The following is a 16,939-nucleotide window of genomic DNA, read 5'->3' as shown; positions in this document are numbered from 1 at the left end:
TAAGACCCCTTGAAGACGACGAGGTAGATAGGTTGGAGGTGGAAGTGCAGCAATGCATGGAGCTGACCAATACTAATCGGTCGAGGGCTTATCCTAATATTCTGAAGTTTAGGCTTCAGAAGCAATGAAAGTTTCGAACTGCAAATTCATTCGTATCTAGTTTTCAAGGATTAAACCTTGTACTGATTTTATGTTGCATACCTTTTATAAGGTAGGATATTTTGTTGAAGTATGAACAAAGTAGACAAGTAACACAAAAATCCCGTTTGGTGGCGATAGCGGAGGGGTTCCACACGTACCCATCCCGAACACGACCGTTAAGTCCTCCAGCGCCGATGGTACTTGGACCGCAGGGTCCTGGGAGAGTAGGACGCCGCCAAGCACAAGAACCACTATTGATTTCAATCAATGGTGGTTTTTTTATGTTTTCATTAACCTTGTTCCGATTTTAAGAAATAGATGTAACTTTTAACGAAGAGAAGTATGATTAATATAGAACGTTGGCATCTTATTAAGGCAGGTGAGAGAGTGTATGACGGATATAGGGTTATCTAAGGGTAATAGAAAGCAGCGGTATTTATTTATATTAATCGTCTTCTTGTATTGGTTCTCGGCTTACATATATGTACCTATTCTTTCGCCTTATATTGAGCATTTGGGAGCATCCTATACGCTGTTAGGAATGATCTTAGGGGTGTATGGTCTAGTGCAGATTATTTGTAGGTTACCTTTGGGCATTGGTTCAGATTATATGAAGAGACGTAAACCCTTTATCATGCTAGGTATTATAGCGAGTGGGGTAAGTTGTTTGGGTTTTGCCTTAACGAATCAATTGGGTTGGACTCTGGCAGCTAGAGCAGTCGCAGGAGTTGCAGCTTCTACTTGGGTTGTATTTACTGTGGGGTTCTCTACGTTGTATCCTAAAGAAGAAGTAACCAAGGCGATGAGTATGATGCAATTCACAACGGTGATTGCACAACTCTCCAGTATGATGATTAGTGGGTATCTAGTAGAAACATTTAGCTGGAAGCTTCCCTTTGCACTTGGTGGTGTGGTAGCAGGAATTGCGTTAGTGCTTTCCTTTTTCCTCAATGAAGTACAAGAAGATGTAACACGTGTGCCTATGTCTCTGAAAGATTTAATTCCAATTATGAAAGACTCGATGTTATTTAAGGTTTCTTTTCTATCTATACTGGCGCATTGTGTATTGTTTATTACGATGTTTGGCTATACACCCAACCAGGCACTAGCTCTTGGAGCTAGCAAGAATGATTTGGCTTGGTTAACATTGTCGTTCATGGTACCGCACGCTGTAGCTACGCTTGTTGCGGGAAAATTCTTTATGACTCGTTTTGGTGAAAGGACTACTTTAGTTGTAGGTTTTGTTGGAAGTGCACTGTTCTCGTGGTGTATACCTATGGCGGATAGCTTTATGTGGTTATGTATAACGCAGATATTTAATGGATTTGCTCAAGGTTTGATTTTCCCTCTATTGCTAGGTAAGTCTGTAGCTACCATTGATTATTCTAAACGGGCGACCGCTATGGGGTTCTATCAAGCTGTATATGCTATAGGGATGTTTGTTGGACCTTTTGTTGCAGGTGGAGTAAGTTCAATTTGGGGTTTAGATGGGGGATTTAGACTTGCGGGTATGGTTGCTTTGTGTGCAAGTGGGCTAGCCTTTTATTGGATGGGGCACAATGAACAACATACTGAGGCAAGATTATAAGATATAGGAGAGAAATAAACACATGGGACATACTTGGACAGAAGAACACTTAATTTATTCTAATGAAATTGATTATAAAGCGAATTGTCGGTTATCTAATTTGTTGAGTTTGATGCAGCGTGGTGCGGATGGTGATGTAGAACATATGGGTGGAACACGTGACCAAATGATCGCTCACAATATGGGATGGATGCTCACAACGATTGATTTAGAATGCGAACGGATGCCTATTTTCAATGAAAATTTAAAAATTACGACATGGAATAAAGGGACTAAAGGTCCTTTGTGGTTAAGAGATTTTCGAATAAAGGATGAGGACAATCAAGAAATAGCCAAAACACGCACGTTGTGGGCTCTTGTTGATATTAAGAAACGTAAGGTGCTTAGACCGTCAGCGTATCCCTTTTCTATAAATTCTAATCTTGAGGATTCTGTGGGGCCCGTTCCGGACAAGATGAATATCTCAGAAGATGTCGAGCTATACGAGTCATACACGATGACGGTTCGTTATAGCGGTATTGATAGTAATGGGCATTTAAACAATGCGCGTTATGCAGACTTGTGTATGGATGCTTTATCAGTGAATGAGCTAAATCGGCTGTCCATACGAGGATTCCGGATTACATATCATCATGAGGTGCAGATGGGGGAAGTTATTCATGTTCTACGCTCTGATCTTATAGATGGAATGATTTATTTTAGAGGGCAATCACCGGATGGGACGCGTTATTACGATGCTGGGCTACAGGTTGTCGAATAGTGGAGGGCCATAAACGGGACACGGCATTCCGATCGGTGGAGCTAAGCTGACAGAAGGACATCAGGAGTTAGCTCTTCGTTTCAAAGAATTAGCTGTACTCAAAGCGGGACGATATGTTGAGAAAGGGAATAACAACGACATTTAGAGGAATGATATTTGTGAGGTGATAACATGCCAGATCCTAAGTCGGTGAAATCCAACATTCAACGAAATAAAGGAAGTCTAAAACAAAAATCAACGACACTTTCCCCTGAGAAATCTAGGGATTATCCAGCAAGTTTAAATGGCATTCCTAAGACGGAATCGTAAACTTGAAGTTGTCGTAACTGGTGTAGTGCTGTAATTCTTTTTGAAAAGGTGGTCAAGGCCTAATACGAATCCGTATTAGGTTTTTTAAGTTTTAGCGTGAACGGTATCAATGTTATACTTAGACATATTGTCGAGCTAAGTATAATTGGATTTGATAAACCTTTAAATGGTACAAGAAAGAGGCGAAATATGAAATCTTTAATATTAGCAGAGAAACCCTCAGTTGCACGTGAAATCGCACGAGTAATGGGAAGCAGGGAGAAACATAAGGGATATTTCGAAGGCCCTAAATATATTGTGACTTGGGCGTTAGGACATCTTGTGGGGTTGGCTGAACCAGAAGATTATGATCGTAAATTCGCAGCATGGAATTTAGAGGATCTCCCTATTCTTCCAGAATCGATGAAGTTGAAAGTTTTGAGGGAGACAAGTCAGCAATTCAAGGTTGTTCAACAACAGGCCAAACGACAGGATATTAGTGATCTAATTATTGCGACAGATGCAGCACGTGAAGGGGAATTGTTAGCGCGTTGGATTATGAATATGATTAAGTGGAATAAGCCATTTCAACGTTTATGGATTTCTTCCCAGACAGATAAAGCGATTAAGGAAGGTTTTGCGACACTGAAGCCAGGACGTCAGTTCGATCGACTATATGAATCTGCTCGCTGTAGAGCTGAGGCGGATTGGATGATCGGGCTAAATGTTACTCGTGCTTTGACTTGTAAATTTAATGCCCAATTGTCAGCAGGGAGAGTACAGACGCCTTCCCTTGGGATGATTATGGATCGTGAGAAGGAGATTATCCATTTTCGTTCAGAAGAGTATGATACACTTTCGGCTGATATGGGCTCCTTTACCGCAACATGGAGAGCGAATAATGGAGATGCGCGAATGTTTGACCGCACGCAAGCAGAAGCTTTACAGAAAAAGTTACAAGGAAAAACAGGCAGTATAGATAAGGTTAAGAAATCTGAAAAGGTAGAACCCCATCCACTTGCCTATGATCTGACTGAGCTTCAGCGTGATGCTAATAAACGCTATGGATTCTCAGCGAAGCAGACATCTAATCTACTTCAACGGCTCTATGAACAGTATAAACTGGTCACTTATCCACGAACGGATAGTCGTTATTTAACATCAGATATGACGGAAACTTTCAAGGAACGCTTAGAGAGCGTGGCGGTCGGTCCATATGCATCGTTAGCTCGACCATTGCTACGCAAAAACTTAAATATCACGAAACGAATTGTAGACGATAGTAAGGTAAGTGACCATCATGCCATTATCCCTACAGAAGAAACAGTATTATTAAACTTACTTAATACAGAGGAACGGAAGCTATATGATCTCATTGTTCGTCGCTTTATAAGTCTATTCTATCCTCCTGCACGTTACGATGATGTTGTTGTCTCTGTGAAGGTGGAGAATGAGTTCCTTCATACGAAGGGAACGACCGTTAAAGATATCGGCTGGCGAGAAGTATATGGCGGAGAGGTAGCTAATGATACGGATGAAGATGATCAATTCGATCAACAGGACAATCGATCTGTATTGCCTGAACTGCGAGTTGGAGATTCCGTAAGAATACAGCGTTGTGCCGTTCGGCCTGGTCGTACATTACCACCGAAACGATATACAGAAGCTTTACTTCTTTCTCAAATGGAGAAACACGGGCTAGGAACCCCGGCTACACGTGCTGACATTATTGAGAAACTGGTGTCATCGGATACGATTGAGCGGAAGGGGAATATACTGCACCCTACAGGTAAAGGAAAGCAATTGATTGAATTAGTGTCCCCACAATTACGAACGCCAGAACTGACAGCGAAATGGGAATCGGAGCTTGAGAAGATTGCCCGTGGTCAGGGAAGTCCAGATTTATTTTTAAAAGGAATTCGTAGTATGTCAAAAGAACTGGTAGCAGGTGTCAAAGGAAGTTCCGTTGAATACAAGCCACATAATGTGTCTAATAGCCATTGCCCAGAATGTAATACACGACTTCTTGAGAAAAAGAATAAACGAGGTACACTGCTGATCTGTCCGAAAGAAGATTGTGGCTATCGTCGTTCTGCAGAGAAAAGAGTGTCGAACCGCCGCTGCCCGCAGTGTCATAAGAAAATGGAAATGAAAGAAGGAAAGGCTGGACTGTATGTGCAATGCCTGACCTGTGGCATAACGGAGACGCTTAACCAAGATCATAAACATATCAATAAACGGGAAGAACGAAAGTTGGTAGAGAAGTACACACAGCAAGAAACGGTGGGATCGAACCTTGGTGAATTGCTGAAAGCTGCACTGGAGCAAAAGAATAAGTAATAATTGGATTTAAATAGAAAATCGAACAGTGGATCTCATTGTTTCCTGCACGGGATAGATTTATAATAGAAGAGTAGTTTAGTAAAAATCTGTTGACGAGGAGGACATGTAGCAGATGAGTAATGCACTATGGATTTGGTTTATAGTGATTAACATGGTGGGTTATCTGGTCATGTCTGAAGACAAGAAACGGGCTCAGAAGAGGCGTGACCGAGTACCGGAGAAAACACTGTTTCTATTAGCTGCTATTGGCGGTTCATTGGGTGTTATTATTGCGATGTATCGTAAACGGCATAAGACAAGACATGTAAGTTTCCGTTTAGGTATTCCGATTCTACTATTTATTAACGCCGTGTTGTATGGGTATTTTTTAAGCTAGATACTTGAGAAAGAGGTGTAGCACATGTTATATTCAAAAATTTTAGTAGCTTATGATGGTTCTAAAGCATCCAATAAGGCTCTGGATCATGCCATTTCGATGTCAAGAGTAACGCCTAATGCGATGATTTCGATTATTCATGTATTTGGTTTTCCACGCGCTTATTTTGGTGAAGCCTATGCACCCATTCCTGCATCTGTGAACGAAGAATACTATGATTTGGCTGAACAAACCATAGCGGAAGCTAAGAGGCGTCTTGAAGAAGCAGGAGTAGCAGGAACGGTGGAACTTATTCAAGGTGCACCTGCGGAAACCATTCTTGAATACTCGAAGAAGAAGAATTCTGAAGTGATTATTATCGGTAGTCGTGGCCTCGGAGGCATTCGTGAATTTGTTCTCGGTAGTGTTAGCCATAATGTCGTACAGCACGCTCGTATTCCAGTACTTGTTGTAAAATAAATGGTATGAATTAGACAAAGCCAGCAGACCTGTATTTATAGGTTGTGCTGGCTTTATTTGGTTTAATTAGCGGGTAAAAGCGAACAATAATTTTTACTTTTATATAAATGTTCGTGTTTGAGTTGACATAGGGTGATAGAGATTGTTAAACTAAGCAAGTGATTTAAGAAATAATAATTGGATATATAACTCATTTAGATATCTCGTATAAATCTGGGAATAGGGCCCGGAAGTCTCTACCTGAACACCGTAAATGTTCGGACTACGAGGGAATACTACTGAAGCTGCACAAAGGATATGGCGGGTTTCGGTTACCATTGTCGGGATGTACTCTTGTAATTAATGGAGGGGATGACAAAGGCATGGCGTATTCCTTCCGATGTCCGGCGTCCCGATCAGTCATGTCCATGGGGTTCCGGACTTTTTTGATCTTCCTAAGTTACTAATGGTAAGTTCTTTATTATAAATATGAATACAAGAAATGAAAGTGGGTTGGAGCATGTTGCCAGAGGTTGCTGTGATTATGGGTAGCAAATCGGATTGGGAGACGATGCAGTTCGCTTGCCAGATGCTAGAAGAACTTCATATTCCGTATGAGAAAAGCGTAGTATCAGCACATCGTACACCTGATCTAATGTTCACCTTTGCAGAAGAAGCTGCAGGACGAGGAATTCGAGTTATTATTGCTGGAGCAGGGGGTGCTGCACATCTACCAGGTATGGTAGCTGCGAAGACAATTCTCCCTGTAATTGGTGTCCCCGTTCAATCGAAGGCGTTAAATGGACTAGATTCTTTACTATCCATTGTGCAAATGCCTGGTGGTGTACCCGTAGCGACTGTAGCGATTGGTAAAGCAGGAGCAACTAATGCGGGATTGCTTGCAGCCCAAATCATTGGAGCCTTCAATCCGGAGGTTCAAGAGAGAGTCCAAAAGCGTAGAGATACTATTCGGGATGAAGTGCTTGAAAGTAGTGATGATCTATGAGCCATAAGTTAACGGAAGCTGATAGGGAGCAAACCTTTAGGACGTTGCTACCAGGAAGTACGATTGGTATTCTAGGTGGAGGACAATTAGGAAGAATGATCTCACTTGCCGGTACGGCAATGGGTTATCAGTTTGTTACACTTGATCCAACTGCCCAATCACCAAGTAGTCCTGTTGCTCAGCAGATTATAGCGGAATATGACGATGTAGTTGCAGCACATGAACTAGCAAAGGTATCGGATGTCATCACATATGAGTTCGAGAACGTCGATGTGGGTGTAGCGGCTATGCTTATGAAAGAATCTTATGTCCCCCAAGGAAGTGCTCTGCTCTATACGACACAACATCGTTTGCGCGAGAAGTTAGCGATTGAAGCGGCTGGAATTCCTGTCGCACCTTATCGTGTAATCGAAGGATTGGATAGTCTGGAACAAGCGATGAAGGAACTTGGTTACCCTTCGGTATTGAAGACTGCTACAGGTGGCTATGATGGGAAAGGTCAAGTGGTCATTCGAAGTGAAGATCAATTGACTAGCGCTTATGCCGAGCTTGCAGCTTTTGGAAGAGAACTGGTGCTAGAGCAATTCATTCCTTTCGCTTGTGAAATATCTGTTATAGCTGCACGTAATCCTAGTGGCGATGTGAAAAGTTTCCCCATATCGGAGAATATTCATATGGACAATATATTGTATATATCCATTGTACCAGCGCGGGTAAGTGCACAAGTACAGAGAGAAGCAAGACGACTGGCCGAGACACTGGTAGCGAAATTGAATGTTGTGGGACTCCTAGCTGTTGAAATGTTCGTCACCGAGGATGATCAGTTGTATGTGAATGAATTAGCTCCACGTCCCCATAATTCAGGGCATTACACAATGGAAGCTTGTTCGACATCTCAGTTCGAGCAACATGTACGGGCTGTGTGTAATCTACCTTTAGAAGATACAACGTTATTAAGTCCCGTAGTCATGGTTAATGTGCTGGGCCAACATCTGGATTCGGTTATCGAGAGAATGGGAGTACGAGATAAGGTAGCAACGGAGTTAGGGATTGTACCTAAACTTCACTTATATGGTAAGACTGATAGTAAGAACAATCGCAAAATGGGCCATATTAATTTACTGTGCAAGGATGTGCAGGATGGGCTGGATTGGATAGAACAGACTAATATTTGGAGGAAGTAAAATTATGATAGAACGTTATAGTAGACCAGAAATGCGGGCCATTTGGACTGAAGAGAATAAATTTAATTCTTGGTTAGAAGTTGAACTTTGTGCATGTGAGGCATGGGCCGAGTTGGGTGTTATTCCGAAGGAAGATACTGTACTCATTCGTCAGAATGCGAAGTTTGATATCGCTCGAATTAATGAGATTGAACTAGAAACGCGCCATGATGTTATCGCATTTACTCGCGCCGTGTCAGAAAGCCTTGGAGAAGAACGCAAATGGGTTCATTACGGGTTAACCTCTACGGATGTCGTGGATACTGCACTCGGATATGTATTGTTACAAGCTAATCGTATTCTGGAGAAGGATATTCTTAATTTCATCGAAATTCTGAAAGATAAAGCCATTGCGTATAAAGATACACCGATGATGGGTCGTACCCATGGTGTTCATGCTGAACCAACGACATTTGGACTGAAGATGGCTTTATGGCATGAAGAAATGAAACGTAACTTAGAGCGTTTCCGTCATGCGGCGAATGGTGTACAGTTCGGTAAAATGTCAGGGGCTGTTGGAACATACGCGAATATTGATCCTTTTGTAGAAGAGTTTGTATGCCACAAGTTAGGTACGACAGCAGCGCCGATCTCAACGCAAACCTTACAACGTGATCGTCATGCGGAGTATATGGCTACTCTAGCTTTGATTGCTACATCATTAGATAAATTCGCTACAGAGATTCGTGCATTACAAAAGAGTGAGGTTCGTGAGGTTGAAGAGGCTTTCGCTAAAGGTCAAAAGGGTTCCTCAGCTATGCCGCATAAGCGTAATCCGATAGGTTGTGAGAATATCTCCGGTCTCTCCCGTGTCATTCGTGGACATATGGTGACGGCTTACGAAGATGTAACGTTATGGCATGAACGGGATATTTCCCATTCTTCTGTAGAACGTATTATCCTACCTGATGCGACAATGCTTCTAAATTATATGCTGAATCGTTTCGGTAATATTGTGAAGAACTTGACGGTATTCCCTGAGAATATGAAAAATAATATGGCTCGTACCTTTGGAGTTCCTTTCTCAGGCCGCGTGATGACGAAGTTGATCGATAAAGGCCTCAGCCGTGAACAAGCGTATGATACGGTGCAACCTCGTGCGATGCAGGCTTGGGAAGAACAACGCCAATTCCGAGACATTATTGAATCAACACCTGAGATTACTGAAATTCTTAGCGCTACTGAGATAGAAGATGCATTTAACCCAAGCTGGCATTTGAAGCATGTCGATACTATTTTTACAAAACTAGGTTTAGTTTAAAAGCGAACATATAGATAAAAGCAATATACCGTGAGGGAGGGCGAGGCCATGACATCAACAGCTGTATCTACTGCCGTGGAACTTGTTGACGCACCACTGTTGTATAAAGGAAAGGTTCGGGAGCTTTATGATCTGGGGGAACAGGTCCTAATCGTTGTGACAGATCGAATCTCTGCCTTCGATTATGTACTGGAGCCCCCGGTACCTGACAAAGGAAATGTACTAAATCAGTTAAGTGCGTTCTGGTTCCAACAGACTGCTGAACTCATGAAGAATCATGTTGTTCATACGGATGTTGAGCAACTTGGAGAGTTAATCAAGGATAAGGAACAGCTGAAGGATCGAATCATGGTAGTTCGTAAAGCGGAGCGTATTGATATTGAATGCGTCGTACGTGGATATATTACGGGTGGTGGATGGAGGCAGTATCAAGAGACCGGAGAAGTTAACGGGATTAGGCTTCCTGAAGGAATGCGTAAGAATCAAGCTTTTGAACAGCCGATCTTCACTCCAGCAGCGAAGAATGATGTAGGTCATGATGAGGATATCTCGTTGGATACAATGAAGGAATTGGTAGGAGAAGAGATCGCATTAGAATTACAGGAACGGAGCCTGAAGCTATACAGTTTCGCCCGTGACTATTGTGCTAAGCGAGGCATTATTCTAGCAGATTGTAAGTTTGAATTTGGATTGTTGGATGGTGAGGTTATCCTCATTGATGAAATATTCACGCCGGATTCTTCTCGGTTCTGGGCGGAAGAGAAATATGAGCTAGATATCGAGATTGATAGTATGGACAAAGAGCCTGTCCGTTCATATCTAGCATCATCCTCATGGGATAAGAATAGTAGTCCAGATCCACTTCCAAGAGAAGTGGTAGAAGAGACTACACGACGTTATTTGAACATTTTTAACCGATTGACGAAATCATAATAATCTAAGTTTATTTACCCATTCTGAGGAGGAACTTTGAATCATGATTAAAGCAACAGTCTACGTCACTATCAAGAAAAGCGTATTGGATCCCCAAGGGGTCGCCGTTCAGGGAGCACTTCATTCGATTGGCTTCCAAGAAGTTGAAAGTCTTCGAATTGGAAAATACATGGAGTTGAATTTGGATACGGATGATCGTGCCGAAGCGGAAGAACGATTGAAAGCGATGTGTGAGAAGCTTCTAGCTAATACGGTAGTCGAGGATTACCGTTATGAATTGGAGGGCTAATCTATGAAATTTGCTGTCTTAGTTTTTCCAGGTTCCAATTGTGATATAGACTGCTATAAAGCAGTAGAAGATACTGTCGGAGAGTCTGTTGATTACGTATGGCATACTGCAACAGACCTTTCTGCTTATGATTGTATTCTGGTTCCCGGTGGATTCTCCTATGGTGACTATTTACGTTGCGGAGCGATTTCACGTTTTGCACCCGTAATGGCAGAGGTTGCTAAGGCTGCGGAACAAGGGAAGTTCATATTAGGAATTTGTAATGGTTTTCAGATTTTGACTGAAGCGGGATTGCTGCCTGGCGCGCTTCGCCGTAACGAATCGATGAAATTCCGTTGTCACGATACGGTACTGAAGGTAGTTAACAACGAGACACCATTTACAAGTGAATATAGCAAGAACGAAGAAATAACGATTCCAATCGCTCATGGTGAAGGGAATTATTATTGTGATGAAGAGACACTTGAACAGTTAAAACAAAATCATCAGATCGTGTTCACATATGGCGATAATCCTAATGGATCAGTCGCAGATATTGCAGGGATTTGTAACGAACGTGGGAATGTGATTGGGATGATGCCGCATCCAGAGCGCGCAGTAGATACACTATTAGGTTCAGAAGATGGTAAACGTATGTTCACATCTATATTGAAGTCCTGGAGGGATTCACATGACGCAGCAAGTATCCGCTAAGGAACCGACCGCAGAACAAATTGCGGAGCAACACATATATCAGCAGATGGGCGTATCGGAGAGCGAATATGAGTTGATCTGTGGATTTATGGGTCGCAAACCTAACTATACGGAAATCGGTGTGTTCAGTGTCATGTGGTCTGAGCATTGTGCCTATAAGAATTCGAAACCGTTACTACGTCGTTTTCCTACGAGTGGTCCTCGTGTCCTAATGGGCCCTGGTGAAGGTGCAGGGATCGTAGATATTGGTGATAACCAAGCGGTTGTATTCAAAATTGAAAGTCATAATCACCCTTCAGCAGTGGAACCTTTTCAAGGAGCAGCAACGGGTGTCGGTGGAATTATCCGCGATATCTTCTCGATGGGTGCAAGACCTATAGCAACCTTGAACTCTCTTCGTTTCGGTAAACTCGAAAGTGATCGTGTGAAATATTTGTTCGAGCATGTTGTATCAGGTATTGCTGGTTACGGTAACTGTATTGGAATTCCAACCGTTGGTGGCGAAGTGGTATTTGATGAAAGCTATGAAGGCAATCCACTCGTTAATGCGATGTGTGTTGGACTCATTGACCATGACAAAATCCAGCGTGGTGTCGCTAAAGGTGTAGGAAACCCAGTGTTCTACGTTGGACCGCCAACCGGCCGCGATGGCATCCACGGAGCTACATTCGCATCGATTGAACTTAGTGAAGAGTCTGAAGCGAACCGTACCGCAGTACAAGTAGGTGATCCATTCATGGAGAAGTTAGTGATGGAATCTTGCCTAGAATTGATCGACAGCGGCATCGTTCTTGGTATTCAGGATATGGGAGCGGCTGGATTGACTTGTTCAAGTGCTGAGATGGCGAGTAAAGCGGGTAACGGACTAGAACTGTATTTGGATCAAGTTCCTCAACGTGAAGATGGCATGTCTCCTTACGAAATGATGTTGTCCGAATCGCAAGAACGCATGTTATTTGTTGTTGAACCGAAGGATGAAGCCCAAGCCCAAGAGATATTTGATCGTTGGGGTGTGATCTGCGCCAAGGTGGGTAAAGTAACGGACGATGGACGGTTGAAGTTGTTACATCACGGAGAAGTCGTAGGCGATATGCCAGTCAATGCACTAGTGGATGAATGTCCAGTGTATGATAAACCTTCTTCAGTTCCAGCTTATTATGTGAATAGTGATCAGATTGATACACTTCGTTATGACGAAGTAACAGACCTTGAAGGAGCTTTGAGCCAGATTCTAGCCTCTCCAAGTGTGGCGAGTAAAGCATGGGTATATGACCAATACGATTATATGGTTCGTACCAGTACAGCAGTTCGTCCAGGGTCTGATGCGGCAGTCGTAACGATCCGTGGTACACGTAAGGGTCTAGCAATGACAACGGACTGTAATGGACGATATGTATATCTTGATCCTGAAGTGGGTGGCAAGATCGCGGTCAGTGAAGCGGCAAGAAATATTGTGTGTAGTGGAGCAGAGCCACTTGCGATTACAGATAACTTGAACTTTGGGAATCCCGAGAAGTCAGAGATCTTCTGGCAGATGGAGCGGGCTGTGGATGGTATGGCAGAAGCTTGTCGCGAACTGAACACACCGGTTATTGGTGGAAATGTTAGTCTGTATAATGAGAATGCTAATGGCTCGATCTATCCTACACCTGTTGTAGGTATGGTGGGTCTAGTCCATGATATTGATCATATTACGACGCAGGGCTTCAAGAAAGAAGGAGACACGATCTTGCTACTCGGTGATACTTTCGCTGAACTTGGGGGTAGTGAATTCCAGACAATATTACATGGTGTTGCGGAAGGACGTCCTCCAGTACTTGATCTTCAAGTAGAGCAGAAATTACTATCATCTGTACTTGGAGCAATTCAAAGCGGGCTTGTTCAATCGGCACATGACTTATCTGAAGGTGGGCTTGCCGTAGCCATTGCTGAGTCTTGTATAAGTGGACATTTAGGTGCTCAAGTGACTATCGACACAGAACTTCGTAGCGACGTTGCATTATTTAGTGAGAGCCAATCACGAATTCTACTATCTGCTTCGCCAGATAAGGCAGAGCAATTAAAGGCTTATATTGAAGGACATGGTGTTCCTATAGTGAAGATCGGTACGGTCGAAGGAAGCAATCTGGCTATTGATATCAACGGAAAGAATGCACTGAATCAATCTGTGGAAGCCTTGAAGCAGGTGTGGAAGGATGCGATCCCGTGTCTCATGAAATAACATCTGCAAAGTTAGCGTCCCGTAAATCCCAATCTCATCCACTCTGGACAGGAGATTTCTATAACGAAGGTACGGGTAAGGACGATATTTTTGATACGTTAAAAGAGGAATGTGGGGTCTTCGGAGTGTTCGGTCATTCCGAGGCCGCATCGCTTTCTTATTATGGATTACATGCATTACAGCACCGTGGAGAAGAGAGCTGTGGGATGTGTGTAGCTGATGGGAAGGAATTTAACTATCACCGCGGCATGGGACTTGTAAAGGAAGTTTTTGATAAGGAAAAAATGGCATCTTTAGTAGGTAACATGTCTATTGGTCATGTACGTTATTCTACTAGTGGGGATAGTCGTCTTGCGAATGCTCAACCTCTTATCTTCAAGTATCGTGATGGAGATTTAGCGATTGCGACGAACGGTAACATTGTTAACGCTCCACAAATTCGCCATGAGTTAGAACAGAGTGGTTCGATATTTCAGACGACAAGTGATACAGAGGTCGTGGCTCACCTCATCGCACGTTCTTCCAAGGATGTCGTGGAAGCGGCGAAAGATGCATTGAAGCGTATTGTTGGTGGGTACGCTTTTCTCGTCATGACCAATAATAAGTTACTTGTAGCTTCGGATCCTCATGGACTTCGTCCCATCACAATGGGTAGATTAGGCACTTCATATATATTCTCTTCTGAATCCTGTGCACTTGAGACCATTGGTGCTGAGCTATTACGAGATATACAACCGGGCGAACTATTGGTACTTGATGAGAATGGGCTAAAAGAAGATCGCTATACCGAACCACAGCGTAAAGCATTATGTGCAATGGAGTACATTTACTTCGCTCGTCCTGATAGTGATCTTAACGGCTCTAATTTACATGCTTCACGTAAACGAATGGGAAGTCAAATGGCTCTGGAGTCATTCGTAGATGCAGATCTTGTAACTGGGGTACCTGATTCTAGTATTTCAGCTGCTATTGGATATGCGGAGCAGACGGGAATTCCTTATGAGCTCGGTCTAATCAAGAATAAATACACGGGGCGGACATTTATTCAACCTAGTCAAGAATTGCGCGAACAAGGGGTCAAGATGAAGCTAAGTGCTGTTCGTCGTGTTGTTGAAGGTAAACGTGTCGTTATGATTGATGATTCTATCGTTAGAGGAACAACTTGTCGCCGTATCGTTAATTTGTTGCGAGAAGCAGGCGCGACGGAGGTACATGTAAGAATTACATCACCTCCTTTTAAGAATCCATGTTATTACGGGATAGATACACCGGACCGTAAAGAACTTATTGCTTCCGATAAAACGGTGGAAGAAATCTGTCGTGAGATTAATGCGGATTCGCTAGCTTTTCTAAGTCCAGAAGGATTGATTCATGCCGTAGGTGGAGACAACGCAAGTGATCCGAATGGTGGCCTATGTCTCGCATGCTTCAATAATGACTATCCGACAACGCTTGATTTCGGTGGTGAGGAAAAAGCAGGCTGCGGATGTTAACATCTTGGTTCAAGGTATTAAACGTTAATATACTTATTTAATAGCTCGCCAATTATGGAAGGAGTGTTCTTACAAGTGTCTGAGGCCTACAAAAGTGCTGGGGTAGATATCGCAGCAGGGAACGAAGCAGTAGAACGGATGAAGAAACACGTGAAGCGGACGATGCGTCCAGAAGTCATGACAGATCTCGGAGGATTCGGTGCTTTGTTCAGCATGAACAAGGATAAATACGATGAGCCTGTATTAGTGTCAGGTACGGATGGTGTAGGGACAAAGCTTAAAATTGCATTTGCGATGGATCGTCATGACACCATTGGTATTGATGCCGTAGCCATGTGCGTGAATGATATTATCGTGCAAGGAGCAGAGCCATTATTTTTCCTTGATTATCTTGCATGTGACAAAGTCGTTCCCGAAAAGATTGAAGCTATTGTAGCTGGAATCGCAGAAGGTTGTTATCAAGCAGGGTGTGCTTTAACGGGCGGAGAGACTGCTGAGATGCCAGGTATGTATTCCGAAGGTGAGTATGACATTGCTGGATTTACGGTAGGTGTTGTAGATAAAAGAAACATCATTAATGGGACTACGATTGCTCCAGGGGACACTGTGATCGGGCTTGTCTCAAGTGGTGTACACAGCAACGGATTCTCCTTGGTTCGTAAGCTTCTTCTAGAACAAGCAGGCTATAGTCTGCATGATGAAATCTCAGAATTAGGTGGTAAACTAGGGGACACATTATTGGTCCCAACGAAAATTTATGTGAAACCATTATTAGCTCTAATTGAACAAGTGAATGTCAAAGGGATGGCCCATATTACAGGTGGCGGATTCATTGAGAATATTCCACGTATGCTTCCAGATGACGTGAATGTAGAGATTGACTATGGTTCATGGCCAATTCTACCGATTTTTGAACTCATGCAGCACAAAGGTGATATTACGAATCGAGATATGTTTACAACCTTTAATATGGGCATTGGAATGGTACTTGTCGTAAGCGAAGAGGATGCCTCTGAAGCGCTCCATATATTGCTAACGAATGGAGAAGAAGCATATATCATCGGTCGTGTAAGCGAAGGTGAATCAATCGTTACCTTTACAGGGGCTGACGTGTAATGAGTCATTACCGAATTGCCGTATTTGCTTCCGGAGAAGGTAGCAACTTCCAAACATTAGTGGATGCTGGCAAAGCAGGTTTGCTTGGTGGCGCGAAGGTGGAATTGCTAGTGTGCGATAAGCCAATCGCTCCAGTTGTTAAACGAGCTAAGGATGCCGGCGTGGAGGTTCACTTATTTACACCGAAGTCGTATTCTTCTCGTGAATCTTATGAAGCAGAAATTGTGGAACGCTTAGAGGCTTTGAATATCGAGTTAGTCGTATTAGCTGGATATATGCGTCTGTTGACATCTGTGATGGTGGATCGGTATGCTGGGCGACTGATTAACATTCATCCATCATTACTTCCTTCTTTTCCAGGAAGAGATGCCATTCAGCAAGCCCTTAACTATGGTGTGAAATGGACGGGTGCTACGGTACATTTCGTAGACGGGGGAATGGATACAGGTACTATTATCGCGCAGCAGTGTGTCGAAATAGAGCCGAAAGCTACGCCAGAGTCTCTTGCTGGATCTATTCATGCTGTGGAGCAGCAATTATTTCCTCAGGTTGTGTCATGGTTTGCACAAGGACGTATAACGGTAAACGACAGACAGGTTACAATATTGTCGGACAAATAACGATGATTCGCCTACAAGGAAGTAGTGTTGCAAGGTAATTCGATATTTCTCGGGAAATATTGTTCGAACAATCGAATGCTATCGTTTTAACATGACAGATGGTCAGGTGTAGTGCGACAGGTCATGACATTTCGTCAATATAAAGGAGGA

General features: G+C 43.1%; 16 protein-coding genes, 2 rRNA genes and 1 riboswitch. All 18 genes read left to right on the top strand.

What is annotated here, in order from left to right; genetic code table 11:
• Positions 1 to 96: ribosomal RNA gene (locus AC1D69_RS15920) — 23S ribosomal RNA — on the top strand; the annotation flags it as partial.
• A gap of 169 nt (positions 97 to 265) precedes the next feature.
• A 5S ribosomal RNA gene (rrf, locus tag AC1D69_RS15915) occupies positions 266 to 382 on the top strand.
• A 150-nt stretch (positions 383 to 532) separates the two neighbouring features.
• Positions 533 to 1,729, top strand: coding sequence for an MFS transporter (locus tag AC1D69_RS15910; RefSeq protein ID WP_495457118.1), 1,197 nt, complete (start codon positions 533 to 535; stop codon positions 1,727 to 1,729).
• Positions 1,730 to 1,751: 22 nt separating this feature from the next.
• Positions 1,752 to 2,489 (top strand): acyl-[acyl-carrier-protein] thioesterase, encoded by a 738-nt coding sequence (locus AC1D69_RS15905; RefSeq protein ID WP_495457117.1) that lies wholly within the window; start codon positions 1,752 to 1,754, stop codon positions 2,487 to 2,489.
• A gap of 171 nt (positions 2,490 to 2,660) precedes the next feature.
• On the top strand, positions 2,661 to 2,798 hold the full coding sequence (locus AC1D69_RS15900) for a hypothetical protein (RefSeq protein WP_495457116.1): 138 nt from the start codon (positions 2,661 to 2,663) through the stop codon (positions 2,796 to 2,798).
• Positions 2,799 to 2,987: 189 nt separating this feature from the next.
• A complete protein-coding gene (locus AC1D69_RS15895; RefSeq protein ID WP_495457115.1) occupies positions 2,988 to 5,117 on the top strand; it encodes a DNA topoisomerase III in 2,130 nt (709 codons plus the stop codon).
• 115 nt (positions 5,118 to 5,232) lie between these two features.
• The gene (locus AC1D69_RS15890) at positions 5,233 to 5,496 is read left to right on the top strand and encodes a DUF1294 domain-containing protein (protein WP_495457114.1); all 264 of its coding nucleotides are present in this window, start codon (positions 5,233 to 5,235) and stop codon (positions 5,494 to 5,496) included.
• Between the two features lie 24 nt (positions 5,497 to 5,520).
• Complete coding sequence (locus AC1D69_RS15885) at positions 5,521 to 5,955, top strand: universal stress protein (RefSeq protein ID WP_495457113.1); 435 nt, start codon at positions 5,521 to 5,523, stop codon at positions 5,953 to 5,955.
• Between the two features lie 183 nt (positions 5,956 to 6,138).
• Positions 6,139 to 6,240: riboswitch (purine riboswitch) on the top strand.
• A gap of 214 nt (positions 6,241 to 6,454) precedes the next feature.
• Positions 6,455 to 6,940: a 5-(carboxyamino)imidazole ribonucleotide mutase gene (gene purE / locus AC1D69_RS15880; RefSeq protein ID WP_495457134.1), complete on the top strand. Its 486-nt coding sequence runs from the start codon at positions 6,455 to 6,457 to the stop codon at positions 6,938 to 6,940.
• Positions 6,937 to 8,124 (top strand): 5-(carboxyamino)imidazole ribonucleotide synthase, encoded by a 1,188-nt coding sequence (purK, locus tag AC1D69_RS15875; RefSeq protein ID WP_495457112.1) that lies wholly within the window; start codon positions 6,937 to 6,939, stop codon positions 8,122 to 8,124. The genes purE and purK overlap by 4 nt, the downstream gene beginning before the upstream one ends.
• 4 nt (positions 8,125 to 8,128) lie before the next feature.
• Positions 8,129 to 9,424: an adenylosuccinate lyase gene (gene purB, locus AC1D69_RS15870; RefSeq protein ID WP_495457111.1), complete on the top strand. Its 1,296-nt coding sequence runs from the start codon at positions 8,129 to 8,131 to the stop codon at positions 9,422 to 9,424.
• Between the two features lie 48 nt (positions 9,425 to 9,472).
• Positions 9,473 to 10,357, top strand: coding sequence for a phosphoribosylaminoimidazolesuccinocarboxamide synthase (locus AC1D69_RS15865; protein ID WP_495457110.1), 885 nt, complete (start codon positions 9,473 to 9,475; stop codon positions 10,355 to 10,357).
• Positions 10,358 to 10,400: 43 nt separating this feature from the next.
• Positions 10,401 to 10,646, top strand: a complete 246-nt coding sequence (purS, locus tag AC1D69_RS15860; protein WP_495457109.1) for a phosphoribosylformylglycinamidine synthase subunit PurS — start codon at positions 10,401 to 10,403, stop codon at positions 10,644 to 10,646.
• A gap of 3 nt (positions 10,647 to 10,649) precedes the next feature.
• A complete protein-coding gene (purQ, locus tag AC1D69_RS15855) occupies positions 10,650 to 11,339 on the top strand; it encodes a phosphoribosylformylglycinamidine synthase subunit PurQ (protein ID WP_495457108.1) in 690 nt (229 codons plus the stop codon).
• A complete protein-coding gene (purL, locus tag AC1D69_RS15850; protein ID WP_495457107.1) occupies positions 11,317 to 13,560 on the top strand; it encodes a phosphoribosylformylglycinamidine synthase subunit PurL in 2,244 nt (747 codons plus the stop codon). The genes purQ and purL overlap by 23 nt, the downstream gene beginning before the upstream one ends.
• A complete protein-coding gene (gene purF, locus AC1D69_RS15845) occupies positions 13,545 to 15,053 on the top strand; it encodes an amidophosphoribosyltransferase (RefSeq protein WP_495457106.1) in 1,509 nt (502 codons plus the stop codon). The genes purL and purF overlap by 16 nt, the downstream gene beginning before the upstream one ends.
• A 75-nt stretch (positions 15,054 to 15,128) precedes the next feature.
• Positions 15,129 to 16,169, top strand: a complete 1,041-nt coding sequence (gene purM, locus AC1D69_RS15840) for a phosphoribosylformylglycinamidine cyclo-ligase (RefSeq protein WP_495457105.1) — start codon at positions 15,129 to 15,131, stop codon at positions 16,167 to 16,169.
• Positions 16,169 to 16,789 carry a phosphoribosylglycinamide formyltransferase gene (gene purN / locus AC1D69_RS15835; RefSeq protein ID WP_495457104.1) on the top strand — a complete coding sequence of 207 codons (621 nt, stop codon included), beginning with the start codon at positions 16,169 to 16,171 and terminating at the stop codon, positions 16,787 to 16,789. Before purM ends, purN begins: the two co-directional genes overlap by 1 nt.
• The last annotated feature ends 150 nt before the right edge of the window (positions 16,790 to 16,939 follow it).

The sequence above is a fragment of the Paenibacillus sp. Y301 genome, from assembly GCF_059445505.1.
Note: the sequence above shows the minus strand (reverse complement) of the source record. Positions and strands in the feature narration are given on the sequence as shown.

Bases quoted from the DNA above. Each gene is read 5' to 3' on its own strand.
- purK (WP_495457112.1), top strand. From the start codon at position 6,937: ATGAGCCATAAGTTAACGGAAGCTGATAGGGAGCAAACCTTTAGGACG.
- AC1D69_RS15900 (WP_495457116.1), top strand. From the start codon at position 2,661: ATGCCAGATCCTAAGTCGGTGAAATCCAACATTCAACGAAATAAAGGA.
- purQ (WP_495457108.1), top strand. From the start codon at position 10,650: ATGAAATTTGCTGTCTTAGTTTTTCCAGGTTCCAATTGTGATATAGAC.
- purN (WP_495457104.1), top strand. From the start codon at position 16,169: ATGAGTCATTACCGAATTGCCGTATTTGCTTCCGGAGAAGGTAGCAAC.
- purL (WP_495457107.1), top strand. From the start codon at position 11,317: ATGACGCAGCAAGTATCCGCTAAGGAACCGACCGCAGAACAAATTGCG.
- AC1D69_RS15865 (WP_495457110.1), top strand. From the start codon at position 9,473: ATGACATCAACAGCTGTATCTACTGCCGTGGAACTTGTTGACGCACCA.
- AC1D69_RS15890 (WP_495457114.1), top strand. From the start codon at position 5,233: ATGAGTAATGCACTATGGATTTGGTTTATAGTGATTAACATGGTGGGT.
- purB (WP_495457111.1), top strand. From the start codon at position 8,129: ATGATAGAACGTTATAGTAGACCAGAAATGCGGGCCATTTGGACTGAA.
- AC1D69_RS15895 (WP_495457115.1), top strand. From the start codon at position 2,988: ATGAAATCTTTAATATTAGCAGAGAAACCCTCAGTTGCACGTGAAATC.
- AC1D69_RS15910 (WP_495457118.1), top strand. From the start codon at position 533: ATGACGGATATAGGGTTATCTAAGGGTAATAGAAAGCAGCGGTATTTA.
- AC1D69_RS15885 (WP_495457113.1), top strand. From the start codon at position 5,521: ATGTTATATTCAAAAATTTTAGTAGCTTATGATGGTTCTAAAGCATCC.
- AC1D69_RS15905 (WP_495457117.1), top strand. From the start codon at position 1,752: ATGGGACATACTTGGACAGAAGAACACTTAATTTATTCTAATGAAATT.
- purE (WP_495457134.1), top strand. From the start codon at position 6,455: ATGTTGCCAGAGGTTGCTGTGATTATGGGTAGCAAATCGGATTGGGAG.
- purS (WP_495457109.1), top strand. From the start codon at position 10,401: ATGATTAAAGCAACAGTCTACGTCACTATCAAGAAAAGCGTATTGGAT.